The organism is Clostridium sp. 001, assembly GCF_019056555.1.
Classification (GTDB): domain Bacteria; phylum Bacillota; class Clostridia; order Clostridiales; family Clostridiaceae; genus Clostridium_B; species Clostridium_B ragsdalei.
The window spans coordinates 4553258-4572333 of the sequence record NZ_CP020473.1 but is presented as its reverse complement, the minus strand read 5'-3'; the positions used below and the strand labels follow the sequence as shown (position 1 = coordinate 4572333).

Annotated in this window: 13 protein-coding genes and 1 pseudogene; 1 reads left to right on the top strand and 13 read right to left on the bottom strand. The window is 31.7% G+C overall.

Translation table 11 applies throughout. The features are described 5' to 3' along the window. The first annotated feature begins 204 nt into the window (after window positions 1-204). A complete protein-coding gene (locus B5S50_RS21190) occupies window positions 205-1593 on the top strand; it encodes a DUF2334 domain-containing protein (protein ID WP_254306648.1) in 1389 nt (462 codons plus the stop codon). A gap of 285 nt (window positions 1594-1878) precedes the next feature. Here the strand turns inward: B5S50_RS21190 and B5S50_RS21185 are convergent, their stop codons facing one another. The 13 genes and pseudogenes from B5S50_RS21185 to B5S50_RS21125 form a co-directional block, all read right to left on the bottom strand. Then, window positions 1879-3225, bottom strand: coding sequence for a [Fe-Fe] hydrogenase large subunit C-terminal domain-containing protein (locus B5S50_RS21185; RefSeq protein WP_217302764.1), 1347 nt, complete (start codon window positions 3223-3225; stop codon window positions 1879-1881). Window positions 3226-3419: 194 nt separating this feature from the next. Next, the gene (locus B5S50_RS21180) at window positions 3420-6065 is read right to left on the bottom strand and encodes a penicillin-binding transpeptidase domain-containing protein (protein WP_217302763.1); all 2646 of its coding nucleotides are present in this window, start codon (window positions 6063-6065) and stop codon (window positions 3420-3422) included. Between the two features lie 164 nt (window positions 6066-6229). Then, window positions 6230-7126, bottom strand: coding sequence for a deoxyribonuclease IV (locus tag B5S50_RS21175; RefSeq protein ID WP_217302762.1), 897 nt, complete (start codon window positions 7124-7126; stop codon window positions 6230-6232). 127 nt (window positions 7127-7253) lie between these two features. Beyond that, entirely contained in the window at window positions 7254-8117 is an 864-nt protein-coding gene (locus tag B5S50_RS21170; protein WP_217303836.1) for an EamA family transporter, read from the bottom strand. A gap of 31 nt (window positions 8118-8148) precedes the next feature. After that, window positions 8149-8595, bottom strand: a complete 447-nt coding sequence (locus B5S50_RS21165) for a helix-turn-helix domain-containing protein (RefSeq protein ID WP_065078799.1) — start codon at window positions 8593-8595, stop codon at window positions 8149-8151. A gap of 496 nt (window positions 8596-9091) precedes the next feature. Further along, a complete protein-coding gene (locus tag B5S50_RS21160) occupies window positions 9092-10987 on the bottom strand; it encodes a sigma-54-dependent Fis family transcriptional regulator (RefSeq protein ID WP_217302761.1) in 1896 nt (631 codons plus the stop codon). Window positions 10988-11212: 225 nt separating this feature from the next. Then, complete coding sequence (locus tag B5S50_RS21155; RefSeq protein ID WP_217302760.1) at window positions 11213-11899, bottom strand: HesA/MoeB/ThiF family protein; 687 nt, start codon at window positions 11897-11899, stop codon at window positions 11213-11215. Window positions 11900-11901: 2 nt separating this feature from the next. After that, a complete protein-coding gene (locus B5S50_RS21150) occupies window positions 11902-12126 on the bottom strand; it encodes a MoaD/ThiS family protein (protein ID WP_023161668.1) in 225 nt (74 codons plus the stop codon). Between the two features lie 92 nt (window positions 12127-12218). Beyond that, a complete protein-coding gene (locus tag B5S50_RS21145; RefSeq protein WP_065079101.1) occupies window positions 12219-14042 on the bottom strand; it encodes an aldehyde ferredoxin oxidoreductase family protein in 1824 nt (607 codons plus the stop codon). A gap of 138 nt (window positions 14043-14180) precedes the next feature. Further along, a pseudogene (locus B5S50_RS21140) lies at window positions 14181-15146 on the bottom strand (sigma-54 interaction domain-containing protein); the annotation flags it as partial. Between the two features lie 56 nt (window positions 15147-15202). Beyond that, complete coding sequence (locus B5S50_RS21135; RefSeq protein ID WP_065079099.1) at window positions 15203-15634, bottom strand: MOSC domain-containing protein; 432 nt, start codon at window positions 15632-15634, stop codon at window positions 15203-15205. Between the two features lie 277 nt (window positions 15635-15911). Then, window positions 15912-17816, bottom strand: coding sequence for a molybdopterin biosynthesis protein (locus tag B5S50_RS21130; RefSeq protein ID WP_065079108.1), 1905 nt, complete (start codon window positions 17814-17816; stop codon window positions 15912-15914). A 4-nt stretch (window positions 17817-17820) separates the two neighbouring features. Then, window positions 17821-19053 carry a molybdopterin molybdotransferase MoeA gene (locus B5S50_RS21125; protein WP_217302759.1) on the bottom strand — a complete coding sequence of 411 codons (1233 nt, stop codon included), beginning with the start codon at window positions 19051-19053 and terminating at the stop codon, window positions 17821-17823. Between the last annotated feature and the right edge of the window lie 23 nt (window positions 19054-19076).

The following is a 19076-nucleotide window of genomic DNA, read 5'->3' as shown; positions in this document are numbered from 1 at the left end:
ATAAATAATTGGCTACTTATGATGTCTTTTAAGCATTTACTTACACTTACTATGAGTTCTAAATTTTACTATATTATAACATAAAATTATTTCACTCACCTTAATAGACGTATATTTAATCCTTATGTAATTTGCACCATATAAGTTAAATTTAACTTAATACATATATTTCTATAAAAGCAATATAATAAATAGTATTAAAGTATGATTTTTGAAAGAAGTGATATTATTAGAAGCCGTAAATTTATTATATTAACAATTATAATTGCACTTACTGTTTTTACATTATTGGGTGCGATAATTTTTAAAAGCAGTATTTTTAATGTAAAAGGCAGCTCCAGCTATAAAAATTTTTCATTAGACAGCTTCGACTTAAAAAAAGCACCTATAAACTTAGTTTATGAAAACAAAAAAATTAAGATTGACTTACCTATAGGTGTAAAAAACAACATATATTACATACCTGTAAATGAAATAGTATGTACTTTAAATGGAAAATTTTCAATAAAACATGGGAAAGCTGAATTAAATTTTCTCTCAACACGTTCTCTTATTGATACTAAAGGGACTACTTATAAAATAAATGGAACAACACATAAGTTAAGACACAAAGTATTTTTAAAACAAAACATTATATATATATCCCTATTTGATTTTACTAATATGTTTAACTTAAAAACTTATTGGAATGAAAAAGGTTCAGAAATATGCTTTTACAAAAATAAGGATATAATTACCTTAAGTACTACCCATGTAAAGAAAAAAGCAGCTTTACTGAGATTAGAGGATATTTCTGCCGGAGGACTTTACAACTCCCATGAAACCTTGGAAAAATTGCGGATAGTAACTGATTATTTATATGCTAAAGGAACAATATTTTACGTTGCCTGGGTTCCAAGATATGTTGATCCTTCCATGAATATAGACAACAATTTATTGGAGAAAAATAATATGTTTAATGCTGATTTTGTATTTACACTGGATTACATGATAAATAAAAATGGTATTTTAGGACTTCATGGATATACCCATCAATATGGAAATACAAAAAGCATTGACGCAATAGAATTTCACCGAAGTAAAAAAGATAACATTCCAGCAAGTGCTGAATATGCTAAGGATAGAATTGCAAAGGCTATACAGACAGCAAAGGCATTGGATATAAATTGTGATTTTTTTGAAGCACCACATTATGCCATACTACCCGAACAAATGACAGCAATAGAAAAATCCTTCAACTATATGTATGAACCTTATTCAATAAATGGAGGTTTTACAGAATCCAAACATATTGTAAAGTTTGAAAACAGTCATAGAAAAGCTGTTTACATTCCAACTCCTCTTGGATATGTAGATGGTAAAAGTGATTGCAGAAATATGTTGAACAAAATAAGGGAAATAAGCGACAGTACGGTTGCAAGTTTATTCTACCACCCCTACATTGAGTTTGACTATATAAATCTTTCAACAGAGAAAAATGGATACCCAACTTACACTTATTCAAGCAATTCACCACTGCACCAGATGGTAGAAGTACTTAATAAAAAGGGATATAACTTTAATAGTATAGATAATTTACTAAGAAGCAAATAAAGGAACTTATCTTCTCATACATTTTATACGCTTTCTAACTTAAAAATCAACTTATACGTAGGCATATTTTTACAATAATGAAGCTCATTTAAATATTTTGCAAATAAGTCTTAGAAAAAAATTCGTAAAAACTTAGGACTTTTGAATTGTCTGAGGTACGAGTTTTCAAAAGTTCTTAGCTTTTTAGAATTTTTTACTTAGCCTTATCAAAATATTTAACTGAGCTGAAGGTTGTAAAAAATATCCGGAGTATAAGTTGATTTTGGTTTAGAAACTCTCTATAAATTAAAATTCTCGTTCTAACAGTTCTATTTTTTTCTCATCCTTAAAATCATCTATAGAATGTATATCCAAAGCATGTAATACTCCATGCATACATTCACTATCTACAGCAACTTTTATTTCAGAATCTTGCGCAAATTTATTTACTCGATCCCTACCCTCATCCTTAAGTGCAATTGCTTTGGGACCACCTACACATCCACCAATACAGCCCATTCCTTCAATAAAATTAGCTTTTATTTCTCCATTTTGCACCTTGGTAAGCATTTCTTTACATTCTCTAATGCCATTTGCCTGAATTGCATTAAATAATTTATGCTTTTCAGGGAAAATCCTTTCCACAGCTTCGCTTACTGCAATAGAAACTCCACCTGTGCGGGCATATAATCTTCCACCTCTAGAAGCATATTTAGATGAAAAATCTCCTTCAAGTTTAGATGGAACTATATGAAAAGCATCAAATATATCTCTTAATTCTTCAAAAGTAAGTACAAAATCTATTGCCCCTTTTATATCTTCTTCCTTTGCCTCAGATTTTTTAGCAATACAAGGGCCTATAAACACTACCTTGCAGTAAGGGCTTAACTTTTTAAGCACTCTTCCTCCTGCAACCATTGGAGATACAGAGGGAGATACGTGTTTAACCAAATTACTGTATACCTTTTTTACCATAGCCACCCACATAGGACAACAGCAGGAAGTTATCATAAAATCTCTTTCATCTTTTACATGATTGTCAAATTCAATAGATTCCTTTAAAGTAAGCATATCCGCAAAAAATGCCACTTCAATCATATCAGTAAATCCCAGTTTTTTAAAAGCAGTCCTAAGTTGATCCATAGTAACATCTTCCCTAAACTGTCCTATTATGGCAGGAGCCACTATAGCTACAACTGGAGATTTACTTTTTAAAATATCGAAAAGAGGAATGAACTGAACTTTATCCATTATTCCCCCAGTAGGGCAAACATCTACACACAAACCACAATCGGTACACTTTTCTTTATCTATGTAAGCACAATTTTTCTTATTGTCTATAAAAATTGCATCAAAAGGACAAGTTTTTTGACATAGTATCTCACCTTTTTCATTCACACATTCCATGGAACAGTCTTTAACTTTATTGACTACTTTACCATCTTGTTTATAAGACTTTATTGCTTTTTTTAAATTTTCTATAAAGTTAGAGCTGTAATCTACATTAGTGCCGCACAATGTAGATATAATCTTACACAATTCCTGTTTATCCATTTTAGACTCTAATAAAAATGACATCACTTCTTCTTCAAAGTTTCCATTATAATATGCCTTTATTATGAATTTAAATAGATTCCTATAATCATCTCTCAATTTACACTACATCTCCTCTTAACTGTTCATCAAAAACTTGCTAATTACAATTAATTTTCTATGATTCAATAGTTTCTAATAACTAATATACTTTCCTTATCTAAAGGATAATAATCACAAATTTTTGTTAAACCTAAAGGAGCATTTAAGTACACTATTCAAACAGTGGAATATAGTACTGCAGCAATTAATATTCATTTAATTTTATTATTTATATTAAAGTATGAAGAATAAATATCTTTAGCTACAGAAGCTGCACCAACTCCTCCATGGCCACCATCGAATAAAACCACACACACTGCTATTTCTGGTTTATCACTAGGAGCAAATCCTACATACTCTGCATAGTCCGTTCTTCCAACTTGTTCTTGATTACCAAGACTTTGAGCAGTACCTGTTTTACCTGCTGCACTTATTGGGAATCCTTTAAATACATGAGCTGCTGTACCATTTTCATTAACAGCATTCATCCCTTCTTTAACAGATTCCAAATTTGCAGCACTGACACCAGTTTTTTTCATAACCTCTGGCTTGATTTTTTCAATTACTTTTCCATCTGTATCTAGATATTGATCTACCAAGTGTAGTTTATATTTAGTACCTCCATTTGCAAGAGTTGCAATATAATTCACTATTTGAAGAGGTGTAAATTGATTTAATCCTTGACCTATAGCAGCATTTTCTATATTTGCAGGTACTTTTAGTTGTGCATTGGCATCTGAAATAGTAATACTATATATTGAACTGATTAAACTATTCATCTGGCTGTCACTTATATCCTTTTTATTATTAGCATCCTTTGATGTAAGTTCTGAAAATAATTCCTTATATTTTGATTTGTCAAAAGAACTAGTTCCATTTTTTATACAATCTTTTATAAGATTTTTAATACTATTTTTAATTTCAGTTGTTTCTTTTGAATCATTATTGTTATCGTATAAATTTATTGCAACAACCTTATGGCCGTAGTCATCTTGCCCATTTTTAAGCACAGACATAGTTTTCCAAAGATAAGTGCTAGCATAAGCAGTTTTATTTGACACAGTATTATATACCTGTCCAAACTTTTCTGATATCTCTATTCCCGTAGCAGCTTTAACATTGCTGTTTGGATCTATACCCAATCCGAACTTCCATGCATATTTTGCCAGAATATTATCTCCCAACGCATTTCTAAGCTTTTCTGCAACTGTCATAAAATAGGGGTTACTGGATTTCTCTATGGCAGTTATGAGATTTACAACTCCTTGAGGACCATCCGACTTAAACTCTACTATTTTTCCTCCCTGATCAAATTTTCCTTGATCATCTACAGTAAAATCTGGAGTTATAACTCCAGTTTCAAGACCTGCAATGGCAGTCATAGGTTTAAAAGTAGAACCTGGAGGAATAAGAGATTGAGTTGCATAATTATAAAAAGGTTTTGGATATATATCATATACATCTTTTCTCATAGTAGTATTGTTTTTTATGCTTTTATCAATTGGGAAAAGCTCACTCAACACTTCATCCTCATTTTCCCCTGGATAATTAGATGTAATTCCTCGTGTTTCAATATAATTTTTCCCAAATTGTTCTAGATTGGGGTTGAAATATTTATTGTACATTTCTGAACTCAAATTTCCTGGTACCGTAAACAAATTTGGATCATATCTTGGTACTTGAGCCATTGCTACTATTGCTCCCGTATTTACATTTACTGCTACAGCTGCTCCTCTTGTGGCATTTGAAGTATTTGATCCTTGCTGCTCATAAGGATGGCTCCTAAGACCTGCCAGAGTATTTTCAAGGGAATTTTCTGCAGCTTTTTGCACATTTGTATCTATAGTAAGCTGTACTGTCTGTCCAGGACACGATTCTTTTTTCCCAAGTTCTTCAGTTATTTTCCCATTTTTATTCAGCTTTACTATCCTTCCACCTTTTGATCCTTTTAGTCTGTCCTCAAGAGCTCCTTCAATTCCTGCTTGCCCTATGTAATCACTATTTACATCATATCCTTTTTCTGTATATTTTTCATAACTAGAAGATATTTTTGATATATACCCTAAAAAGTTGGATCCTAAATCTCCATTTGGATAAGATCTTATAGGTTCCGTGGTCACATCCATTCCTGGGAGTTCATTTAATATTTGCAAAAATTTAAAGGCAGTTTCTTTCTTTATATTGCTGGCCACAATAACAGGTTTATATCCTGAAAAGCTATTCATTTTTAAAGTATCTTTTATAATCATGAGTCTTCTCTGTTGTTCGAGAGGATAAGTATTACTTATACCATATCGCTTCATAAGCTTTTTGAAGGTATCCTCTGGAGACATATCCAAAAGTTCTTTATTAACCTGTACTTTAAGTTCATCATCAGATATATTCTTACTTTTTTTCTTGATGTTTTTTTCTAAATCCTCATTTAATCCTCGATCTCTTTTGAACTTAACTTCAAGATTTTTTCTTGTATCCTCATCATCACTTCTAAATTCAAATCTATAAGGATTCACCTTTAGTTCAAAATCATCCCGCTGACTTTCACCACTGTCGTCCAATATTTTAAATACCTTATTCATAGTACTGAAAAAAACTTTATCCTGATTATCAGTTTGATTATATATCAACATATATCCTTGGGTACTGGCAGCTAAAATATTGCCCTTAGAATCCAAAATTTCCCCCCTTGGAGCTATGTCTGAAATTTCTTTTATAGATTTATTACTTGCCTTCTCCTTGTACGCATTGCCTTTCACTACCTGAAGAAAAAAAAGCCTTACGATTATTGTGGAAAAAATAATTATCATAATTGCTATAAGAATAGTATATCTTGTAATACTAAATCTCTTTTTTTCATTCATAAAATATCTCCCCTAAATTTATATAATTACATTTATTTTAGATTATATACAAAAATGATATAACATGGTAAATAATAAAATTATTGTAATATATAAATTATAACATATAACATGCATATATTTTTCATGTTTACCATAATTTATTTAGGGGAGAATTATATTAATCAATTTGCAAATATATCTTGTTTGATATTTTCATTAAACTTTTTAGCTTTAAGCATAGCAATTTCGTATTTATAAGGAGGTCTTTTTACACCTTCAGTATTTGCTAAATAAGGGGTTTCTAAAATTTTAGGAACATCTTTTAAATCTTCATGATTTGCCACATAAGAAAGTGCATCAAATCCAATGCTGCCAAATCCAATCATTTCATGCCTGTCTTTTCTGCTCCCTTTAGGATTTTTACTGTCATTTAGGTGAATTACTTTTAATCTATCTATACCTACTATATGATCAAACTCATTCAATATCCCGTCAAAATCCTCTGCTATGTTATATCCAGCATCGTTAACATGGCAAGTGTCAAAGCAAACTGTAATTTTTTCGTTGTATTTTACTCCATCTATTATTTTTGCAATTTCCTCAAAATTTCTTCCACATTCCGATCCTTTTCCTGCCATGGTTTCAAGGGCTATCTGTACAGTTTGATCTCCAGTTATAACTTCATTTAATCCTTTTACAATCTGTGTTATTCCAACTTCCGCACCTGCCCCTACATGAGCACCAGGATGCAGCACAAGCTGTTTTACTTTTTTTATAGCAGAAGACCTTTCTATTTCTTGTCTTAAGAAATTCACTCCAAGTTCAAAAGTAGCAGGCTTTATACTATTCCCAATATTTATTATATAAGGAGCATGAACTACTATTTCATCAATGCCATTTTCATTCATTTTTTCTATTGCTTCATCAATTCTAAGCTTTTCTATTGGCTTTCTAGAAGTATTTTGAGGTGCTCCTGTATAAAACATAAAAGTATTTGCACCATAAGAAAGAGCTTCTTTTACAGAACCTAAAAGCATATCTTTTCCATTCATTGAAACATGTGAACCTATCTTAAGCATGTAATCACCTTTTTCCATAAGTATTTTTATTAAAATTTATACCCTACGCATTTCTAATACATAATTATACTACAAATCTCAATTATTGTACCAAAAGGATATGTAAATCTATCTTCACAAATGTAAACTATTTTATCAAAAGTACTAAAGTACCTATTACGATTATTATTAATCCCCAAAATGACCTTTTCGTAAGTTTTTCTTTTAAAATAAAATATGAAAATACAATTGAAATAACAATACTCAATTTATCTATAGGTACAACTACGCTTGCAAGACCTTTTTGTAGCGCTCTATAGTAGCAAAGCCATGAAGATCCTGTTGTAACTCCTGAAAGGCAAATAAATAGGCAGCTCCTTTTATCAATGTTTTTAATTTCATTTTGTTTTTTCGAAACAAAAACTACTGCCCACGCCATAATTAATACAACAATGGTTCTGATTGCAGTTCCTAAATTTGATTCAACTCCACTGATTCCCACTTTTCCAAGAATTGAAGTCAAACTTGCAAACACCGCTGACAGCGCAGCATAAAATAACCATCTGCTATCTACAATTTCTTTGTTTTTCACTTCCTTCTTAGTTATCATCATGTATGTGCCTATTCCTATAGCACACATACCAATGAATTTTATCCAAGTAATCTTTTCCCCTAATAAGATAAAAGCTAAAATCATAGTTAATACTGTACTTGATTTATCTATTGGTGTTACTTTATTTACATCCCCAAGCTGAAGAGCCTTAAAATAACAAAGCCATGAAGCTCCTGTTGCCAGTCCTGACAATATCAAAAAAAGTAAACTTTGTCCACTTATTTGATAAATCGTATTTTGGGAACCAACAATAAGAACTATGAACCATGAAAAAATTAATATAACAATAGTCCTGATTGCAGTTGCCAGATTAGAATCTGTTTTTTTTATTCCAATCTTAGCTAAAATAGCTGTAATCCCAGCAAAAAATGCTGAACCAAATGCAAATAATACCCACATTAAAATTTCCTTCTTTCTATTTATATATAGATTATTTCTTATTGGATTCAAACTTGGAATTCTCCCGCAAATCCCAGAACACTTTAAATTCCAGTTTTTCAACTTCTCTCTGCTGTTTATAACTGATACGCAGCGTGGAATTGTCAGGAATTTCTATATCTTTGTCGAGTTGTTTCAAAATTGATTTTATGTTATAGCCGTGCTCCTTCACTGTTTTGAGAGTTTCATCAATTTTATCCAATAGAGCAGTGGACTTACCCAAAATATCCTCTGAAACAATGTATCGTTCACTTTGATTGATGTAATCGATAGAATCTCCAGACGCAATCCAATTTATCAGTGCCTGTTTGTTGAAGCGCCATTCACGCCCGATTTTTCTTGCAGGAACATGTTCTTCACGCAATAATTTGATTAAAGTTTTTTCGCTGACTCCTAAAAAATCAATAGCCTGTTCAAGGTTTAATATATTGTTGTCCAAAACGTAACACCTCTCCTTTATTACTTACCTTTTAATAACATTATAGTATAGCTAAACAGCTATATCAACACAAACTGAATTTAACATTAATATAACTGAATTTAATTGCTATATAGTATTAATATAATTGATTTAACTATTATTTTCATTTCTTAGCTTAATAACTATGAGGTATTACCCCTATAATAAACAGAGTTCTTGGCATCAGATGGAGTTTTGACTCCACCTGATGCTTAGAAATCGTTATCCAGGGACGTAGTTGCTATTTACTCCAACTTGGAGAAGTGGGAGTATTAGAGCAGGTAGTCATCGGATAAATAATCAAATTTTGTACATAATATTATATGAATCAATATTGATTCCTCTTTGATTAATTTTAGCAAGAAATATTAAAAAAATACCCTATAGAGTATATTAAAAACTCTATAGGGTATTTTTATATATGACAAAACATAAGTTACTAAAACCATTTTTTTAACCAACATTATAAAAAATTTTATATCTTTATATTATACTTTTCAATCTTGCTGTACAAAGTATTTCTTCTTATACCAAGTGCTTCTGCTGAATGGGTTATATTCCCCTTAAATTTCTTCAATACTTTAATTACATGTTCTTTTTCCACATAATCTAATTTTAGACAGTCATCATTAACATCCACAAGTACCTCATTATCACAATTTTCTTCTGTAAAATAATCTGCAGGTATAGATCCTGTATTTACAATTAGCTCAACCAAATTTTCTAATTCCCTTATGTTCCCAGGCCAGTTGTATTTAATCATTTTCTTTAAGTATTCTTTTGATATAACTGGCTCCTTTTTATTTAATTTTTGTGAAATATTCTTAACAAAATATTGAATAAGAAGAGGTATATCCTTTTTTCTTTCTCTAAGTGGGGGTAAGAATAAAGGCAGCACATTTAATCTGTAATATAAGTCTTTTCTAAATCTTCCACCTTCTACTTCCTTTTTTAAATCTCTATTGGTGGCAGCTATAATTCTTACATCTACAGGTATAGTCTTTGAACTTCCAATTGTCGTTATTACACCCTCTTGTATGATCCTTAGAAGCTTTGTCTGCATATCCATAGGCATTTCTCCAATTTCATCCAGCATTATAGTTCCACCATCTGCCAATTTAAATTTTCCAAGATTTCCACCTTTTTTAGCCCCTGTAAAAGCCCCCTCTTCATATCCAAAAAGCTCCGACTCTATAAGTTGTTTAGGGATAGCACCACAATTTAAAGCTATAAATGGTTCATCTACTCTTCTACTGTAATTATGAATGGATTGTGCAAACACTTCTTTTCCTGTACCACTTTCCCCCATTACAAGTATAGTTGATTTGCTATCTGAAATCTTTTTTGCGTAATTTATTACTTTTATAAAGTTTTCATCCTGGCCGATTATCTTATCAAAAGTATAATAAGCCTGTCCATTACTTATTTTCTTTACCCTTTTGATTTCCTCAAAAACATATACTATCTCAACATTATCGTCTTCACAGTTATATATACAACTAGTAGTTAACTGATATCGGGTTTTGTTTTTCACTACTACTATATTTGTTTCTTTTAAATCATTTTGTCCTAAACATATGGTTGTCTTTATATCATTCCAATTTTCTATGATATCTTCTATTTTATATGTTTGTAATTTACTGTTTGTAATGCTAAACATATCTTGAGCTTTTTTATTGCAAATTTTAATTTTTCCATTTATATCAGAACTTACTATAGCAATAGGACTGGAATTAAATATGTTCTCCATATATTTGTAGTTCATATTTTTAATCTTGTTATACTCTTTTACTTTAAGCATTTCTTCTATAGCATTTGATGCTGCTATAACCATACCAAGGGTATGGGAATGTACAAACTCAATATATCCAGTAAGACTCAAAACTCCTATAAGTTTTCCTTTATTATCTTTTATAGGTGACGCAGAACATGTCCACTTATGATATGCATTAATAAAATGATCATCTCCAGAGATTTGAACTGGCAACTTACTCTTTATAACCATGCTCATAGCATTTGTCCCAATATTTTCTTCATTCATAAAAGCTCCTGGCACCATTTTCAAAGAAAAAGCTTCTGAAAGTATTTTTTCATCACCTAACGCATTTAATATACATCCTTCTTCGTCTGTAAGTAATACAAAAAAGTTAAATTTTCTTAGAAAATTTACTAAATGTTCCATATAAGGTGCTGCAGTCAATATTAAATTTCTGTTAGCTGCAAATCTTTTTTGTAATTCAACATCATATATTATTTTTTTACTAAATACCTGATGTGGGTCAATAAGGAACTTTTTGCACCTTTTATGCGAAAGTTCTATATCTGATTTGGATACAACTACATTGCCTAATTTGCAAATAGCTGCATTCATTATAATTCCTCCAATCATAACAACAATTCCAATTCCACTTTCCATTATTATAGGAAAATTCATCTAAACTTAGTAGGAGAAACAAAATTCTAAAGAGAAAGCGATTCACTTTAAATCAAAGATTTGGGATATCTGCTTGCACACAGCGAAAGCGACTATCACCAAATCAAAGATTTGGGATATCTGCTTTTCCCACTAAACTAAGTAAGATTCATTGATAAATTTTTACCCAAGTGGAACTATGTCATACTCAGTTGAGAGAAGATCTATAAAGACCATCTTTTTTCTTAAAAGTTCTCCTCTCCCTAAAAGAATCTTTATTACTTCACTTACTTCAATTGAGGCTGCTAAAGCTGGTGTAAATGATGGATTACCCATTTCCTTTTCGATTCCTTTGGCTGTTCGCTTATCTACATTATAAATCTTGTTTAAGGTATCATCTCCTGGGAATATAGTAGTAACTTGAGCATACCATCCTGCTATAGCTCCATAAACCATTGGTATATTAAGTTTTTTACAGCTGCGTTGAAGTAACAATCTTACTGGTATGCTGTCAAGAGCATCTACTACTACATCGTGATTACTTAAAATACTGCAGGCATTATCTTCTGAAAGCATTTTTCCTAATGCTTTTACCTCTATTAATGGATTTACTTTTTCCATTCTAACCTTTGCTTCCAATGCTTTACTAAAACCTATAGTGTCTGTACTTGAAAGTATTTGCCTATTCAAATTAGATTCCTCAAATACATCCCCATCTACTGCAGTAATATTTCCTATTCCTATTCTTCCAAGCATTTCAATAACATAACCACCAATTCCTCCACAGCCAACAACACAAACTTTAAAGTTCTTTAAGTTATCATTTTCTTCTTTTGATAGGGTTTTCATATTTCTAACATAACGTTCCAAATTTAACCGCCTCCTACTGGTGGGAACAATGATAAGACATCATTGTCATTAAGTTCTGTATTTGCTTTACCATCCCTACCATTTATAAGTAAAATAGCTACTTCTTCTTCCTTAATATTTATCTTTTTAAATATATCTGCAGGTGTTACTGGCTCGTCAAATTCTAAAAACAATTTTTTATCTCTATCTTTTCTAAAATAAGCAAATAATCTAACTTCTATTTTCAAGTTTCCACCTCCTTAGGCTAAGAAAATAGACTTCATATACAGAGACAAGATGTCTTTTTTAATACATGAAGTCTAATCTCTAATTAATTTAATTAAAACTTACCTACATATTCATCTAATCCTAATTTCTTTAACGTTTCCTCTGTAGGTATACCATTTTTATCCCATCCACGTACTGAATAATATTCAGGAAGAAGTACATCTAATCTATGAATCTCTCCTTTTGATGGTCCTTCTGGAACTGGTTCCTCAAGCAATCTCTTTGGAAGAGTATCCTGTGAACTATCTATGCCTGCCTTTAAGTTAAATATTTTTTCTAAAGTCCATATTCTATCTCCAGCTAACATTAAAGAGTCTACATCATGTAATTCTCCACCAACTACTGCATTATACAAATCAACATAATCCTGTGCACCAAGACCAAATGTTGTAAAAATACATAATCCAAGTGAATCTATAACAGCTGTTAAATCATGGAATACTCTAGCATATCCTGCTTTTCCTTCCACTGCAAGTCTATCAAGTTTTTCTGGATAACCAAGTATTTCAGGGCTTACCATATATCCCTTAATATGACACCCTCCCCTATTGTTAACAGCATAAGTTATACCATGTCCCTGTATTCCTCTTGGGTCATATGCTGGGATTTCTTGTTTTTTTACAGTCATTGAATACTCAGGTACACCGTATGAGTCACAAAGTCTGTATGAACCATCTGCCATCTTGTCTCCAAATCCTTCTCTAAGTCCCATTTTCTTTACCCATTCAACCATGGACTTAGCATCTCCCCAATTAAGTGACAATCCATCTGCTGCTATTTCTTCATCCTTAATATAACCTCTTTGATAAAGTTCCATAGCTGCTGCAATAGTACATCCTGCTGTAATGGTATCTAATCCATATTCATTACACAACATATTTGCTGTATTTACAGCATTTATATCGTATACATCACAATCAGATCCAAATGACCATAATGTTTCATATTCTGGTCCTCCACATTCAGTTCCATCATCAAGTTTTACCCATCTTCCACAGGCAATTGGACACCTATAGCAAGGATTTTTTCTAACTAAGCAATCTTTAGTTAAAGTTTCTCCACTGATCTTATCTGCCTGATCTGTATAAGATTTTTGGAAATTTTTTACTGGATGTACGCCATTTTCATTTATAATATTAACAAGTACAGCTGTTCCGTATGTTGGAAGTCCTCCACCAGCTACTGGATCTTTTCTTAAAATATTTGTTTTCTCAAGTGCTACTTCTTTCACTTTTTGCTCATCAAATAATTTTACTTTTCCGCTTCCTTTAACTACAATAGCTTTTAAGTTCTTTGAGCCCATAACAGCTCCAACACCACCACGTCCTGCTGTTCTATCAACATCATTCATAACTGCTGCCATAAGTGATAATTTTTCCCCAGCTGGTCCTATGCATAAAACCTTAGCTCTCGAATCTGTTTCCTGTTGAAGCATTTTTGTAGTTTCTTCTGTTAGTTTTCCCCAAACATGAGAAGCATCCCTAAATTCTACTTTATCATCTACTATATTTACATAAACTTCTTTATCAGATTTACCTTCAACGATTATCATATCGTATCCAGCTGCTTTGAATTCTGCTCCCCATTTTCCACCTGAATTTGCAATAGCAATAGTTCCTGTTAAAGGTGATTTAGTAACTACCATGAATCTTCCGCTTGTTGGAACAGGCGCACCTGTAAGTGGTCCCGCTGCTATAATAAATTTGTTATCAGGTGATAATGGATCTACCTTTGGATCTACTTCGTCAAATAAGGTTTTTACGCCTAAACCTCTTGCACCTATAAATTTTTTAGCTTTGTCAATTTTCAATTCTTCCACTATATAAGTTTTACTACTTAGATTAATTCTTAATACCTTACCATTATATCCGTACATAAAAACCCTCCTAAAAAATTGATTATTCAAACAATTATTATATGTAGCATAAACCATGCCAATAATAAAATATTGTGTTTTGAGGGTATTACACCAAGCAAACTGTTCCATTCTGGTGCAATTTTGTTCCATTCCAGATCATTGTTCTGTTTCGGAACATTCTATGTGATACTTTTCCATCTTTCTATATAAGGTATTTCTTCCAATTCCCATTGCCTTAGCCGCTAAACTTATATTTCCACTGAAGCTTTTAAGAACCTTTATAATATGATTTTTTTCTACATCTTCAAGCTTCATACTTTCAAAATTCATAGAACCTTCAGCAACTTTATTGTTTCCAACTACAGAAGTTTTATGTAGTTTAAGTATATAATCTGGAATCTTTTCTGTATTTACTATAAGTTCAACAACATTTTCTAATTCCCTTATATTCCCAGGCCAATCATATTCCAAAAATTTATTCATTACAGTACTATCAATTTTAAACTTATTCTTGTTTAGCTTCTTACTTACTTTAGTCATATAGTAATCTATCAAAATAGGGATATCTTCTTTTCTATCTCTTAAAGGTGGAAGCCATAGAGGAAGTACATTAAGTCTATAAAATAAATCCTTTCTAAATCTTCCCTTTTTTACTTCCTCTTGTAAGTCTTTATTTGTAGCTGCTATAATCCTGACATCTACAGGAATCTGTTTAGAACCTCCAACTCTGCTTACAACGCCTTCTTCTATAACCCTTAAAAGTCTTACTTGTGTCTCTAAGGACATTTCACCTATTTCATCTAAAAAAATAGTTCCACCATGAGCTAATTCAAATTTACCAGCATTGCCACCCTTTTTAGCTCCTGTAAAAGCCCCTTCTTCATAGCCAAGCAACTCTGACTCGATAAGATTTGATGGTATAGCGCCACAATTTACTGCAATAAAGATTTTATCTCTTCTACTACTTAAATTATGTATAGCTTGTGCAAAGATCTCTTTACCTGTACCACTCTCACCAGTTATCAATACAGTAGATGTACTATCAGATATTTTTTTTGCATACTCTATTACGCTTACAAAACTTTTACTTTTTCCTATTATTTTATCAAAAGTATATATAGCACAACTTTGAGATATCTTTTTTACTGATTTTCTATATACTTTTTCATTATCACTTTTCATATTATTTCAATTTTATCTCCTCTTTTAATCCATCCAGAACTTAGCACTTTAGCAAATACGCATTCTCTAGTCATAACACAGTCATCTGCTAATTTTCTTCTTTCACATCCTTTATGACACTGTTTTCCAACTTCAGTAATTTCTAAAACAGCTTCACCTATTTTCACTTTTGTACCAACAGACAACTTATATAAATCTAAACCAAAGGTAGTAAGATTTTCAGTAAATTTAACTGTACAAAAGCCATCTATTCCTGATTTTTTTATCTTATCAATGCTTTCCTGTCCCAGTAAACTCACCTGTCTATCTAATTTTCCTGCATGAATATCTCCTACAATACCATGATTTATTTCAAAATATCCCTTTTCAATATTCTTCTTAACAACTCCTTTCTTCTCACCTATATTTATCGATAAAATGCTAGGCATCCAAGTATCTCCCTTCATACAACTTATCTTTTAAATATATTACTCAACTTTCGCACATACAAAACTTTAACTTAATATACTAAGCAAAGCATTTGAAAAGTACAAAGTTTAAAGAACAAATAACAGATAAGGATGATTTCCTTCGTGCCTCAGGAAATCTATAATATTAATATTTTCTGACGTTAGAAAGAAAATTATCATTAATTATTTGATATTTGTACTTTGTTCTTTGTTCTTTAAAAAATATTGCTTCGCAATATTTTTAAACTGCGAAAGTTTAGTATATTATATTACATATATCCGAGTAATCATAGCCTCCAAGTTCATCAAGCTTCTTTAAAAATTCACTGCTTTTCATAACCTTAAGCAGCTCTTTAATTATATCAAGCTCCAAATACTGTACAGGCACTGCAAAATCGTATTCCTCATTGCAAACTGGAATGAAATCAAGGCCCATCATATCTGCTGCGGAATATACTCCAAGACCACAATCAACATCTCCATTAGCTACTGCAGCTGCCACTGAAAGGTGTGTAAACTCTTCTCTTTCATAACCATTAATTTGGTCAGGTGAAATATGAAGCTTTTTTAAATAGTAATCTAAAAGTAATCTTGTACCTGCTCCTCTTTGTCTATTTACAAAACGCACATTTTTTTCTGATATATCTGAAATACTTTTAAGTGACAAAGGATTACCCTTTTGAACCATAAGTCCTTGAATTCTTTTTACTACTTTTATCAATGCTATATCTTTATTTTTTAAATACTTATTGATATAAGAAATATTATATTCTCCAGTTTCCATATCCAATAAATGAATCGGAGCAATATGTGTTTCTTCATTTTTAAGTGCCATTATTCCACCCATACTTCCTGTATGAGCTGAAGATAAATAGTAATGTTTACTGCTTAAATGAAGCATATCTGACAATACATCCAAAATAGGATCATGGCTGCCTATACACACAATAGTGTTTTTAATTTCCTCCATATCCCTCATGAGACTTATTTCAACTTTTGTTCCTGCTTCAATACCTTCTACATTTTGAGGAACCTCTAATGTTCCATCGGCTCTAACAAGTGACATAGTGGCACCTGCTCCTCTTGATAGTGGTGTTGCAATAATCTTATTTCCCACATATCCAAGCTTCATTCTCACAAATTCTAAATGTTTTAAGGATGACATAATTCTTCTGGATAAAATTGCATCTACCTTTTGAGGTTCTTTTGTCTTCAATCCTTGATAATTTTCTACTATTTTCTTAAGGACTTTTTCCATTATGATATAAGCAGAAACAGGATATCCAGGTATACCAAGAACAGGTTTATTATTAATTCGTCCCATAATAGTAGGTTTTCCTGGTTTTATAGCAATACCATGTACATAAACTTTTCCTAAATCAGCAATTAAATCACTGGTAAAATCTTCTCTTCCTGCAGAAGAACCAGCATTGATTATAACTATATCACACTCTGAAACAGCTTTTTTTAAAGTTTCCTTTAAAATTTCATAATTATCTTTTACTATACCATACCTTTTTGGTGTTCCTCCATATTCAATTACTTGTGCACTAAAAGTCCTTGAATTAAAATCAATTATATCTCCAACTTTAAGGTCACTGCCTGGTTCCACTATCTCAGTACCTGTTGGTATAATGCCTACTAAAGGTTTTTTGTAAACTTCAATTGTATTCACTCCTCCTGCCAGCATTGCTCCTATGTCTACAGGTCTTACAGTATGACCTGATGGAACAATAAGTTGCTTTTCCACTATATCTTCACCTAATGGACGTATATTCTGCCAGGGAGCTGCACTTTTATATATTTGAATTCTATTTTCAGCTATGTTAACTATATCCTCTACCATTATCACACAGTCATATTCCTTTGGAACTGGATCTCCTGTATCTACTACTATATAATCCTTCCCTTCCTCTAGCACAATAGGATGCTTTTCGGATGCTCCTATAGTTTTAGAACTATGAAGGGCAATACCATCCATGGCAGAACAATTATAAAAAGGGGAAGAAATTTTTGAATAAACCGCCTGTGCAATAACTCTGCCTAAACCTTCTTCTGTGTTTATTACTTCTTTATTAAGAAATACAGAACTTATTTCACTTAAATATTTATTTAATGCTTCTTTAAATTCATAATTTGATAAATATACTTTCTGTGCCATAATATCACCTCTGAAATTTATAAACATATACCTGTTGATCTTTAAAAATTCCCTCTACATTTTTATCTATCTTTACATAACCCCAGGCCTTGGTAAATCCACTAATTGCAGCAGACTTGGTTAAAACAGGTACAGCTATATATTCTCCTTCTATATTTTTAATTGTAACTGGAAGATATTCTTCCCTTCCTTTGGCTTTATGATAGTTAGTACTAAACTTACAAGGAATAGGATATTCAACTTCTTCAAATTTCATCATTCTCTGTAAAAAATATCTAACTATTATTCTATAAACTACTGCACAGGAAAGAGGATGTCCTGGCAACCCAAATATAGGTTTATTTTTAACTTTTCCTAGTATAGTTGGTTTACCTGGTTTTATTGATATTCCGTGAAGAAGTATACCTGGCTTACCAAGTTCATCAATAATTTTCGCAGTTTGATCCTTCTTTCCTACTGAACTTCCACCAGATATGAGAACTACATCACATTCTTCATTAGCTTTTTTTGCAGTTTCAAATAATTTTTCATAATCATCTCTTATGACTCCATAGAATATTGCTTCTCCACCATCTTCAATGACAGAAGAATACAAAAGATATGAATTTATGTCTCTGATTTGACCAGGCTTTGGATATTCTTCTGGTGATATAATTTCATCCCCAGTAGAAATTATCCCCACCTTTGGTCTGCAAATTACTGGTACCTTAATAATTCCCAAACTGGACAGCATGCTTATACTATAGGGTTTAAGTACTGTTCCTGCTTTAAGCACAGTTTCCCCTAATTCCACATCTTCATCTTCATTAAGCACATTTTCACCAAATGCAACTGGCTTATTCACAAGTATAGTAGTATCATCCATTTTATCAGTATACTCAATCATTACCACACTATCTGCACTCTCAGGAAGCATTCCTCCAGTTGGTATGTACATACATTCTCCTGGAAATTCCAATGATTTAGAAGGCATCTTGCCCATTATAACTTCTCCCTTTAAATCAAGCATAGATGGCATACTTTCACTAGCTCCCTGTACTTCCTTACACTTTACTGCATATCCATCCACAATAGATCTTTTAAAACCTGGAACATTTAACGGTGAAACAATATCCTCATATAATATTCTGTCATTACATTCTTTTAAGTCTATTAATTCTTTCCCTAAACTTATAGAAAAATTAGAATTAATTGTGTCTTTTACCTCCTCAACTGATGACACCTTATAAAAGTCCATACTTTATTGCCTCCTATCTTTCA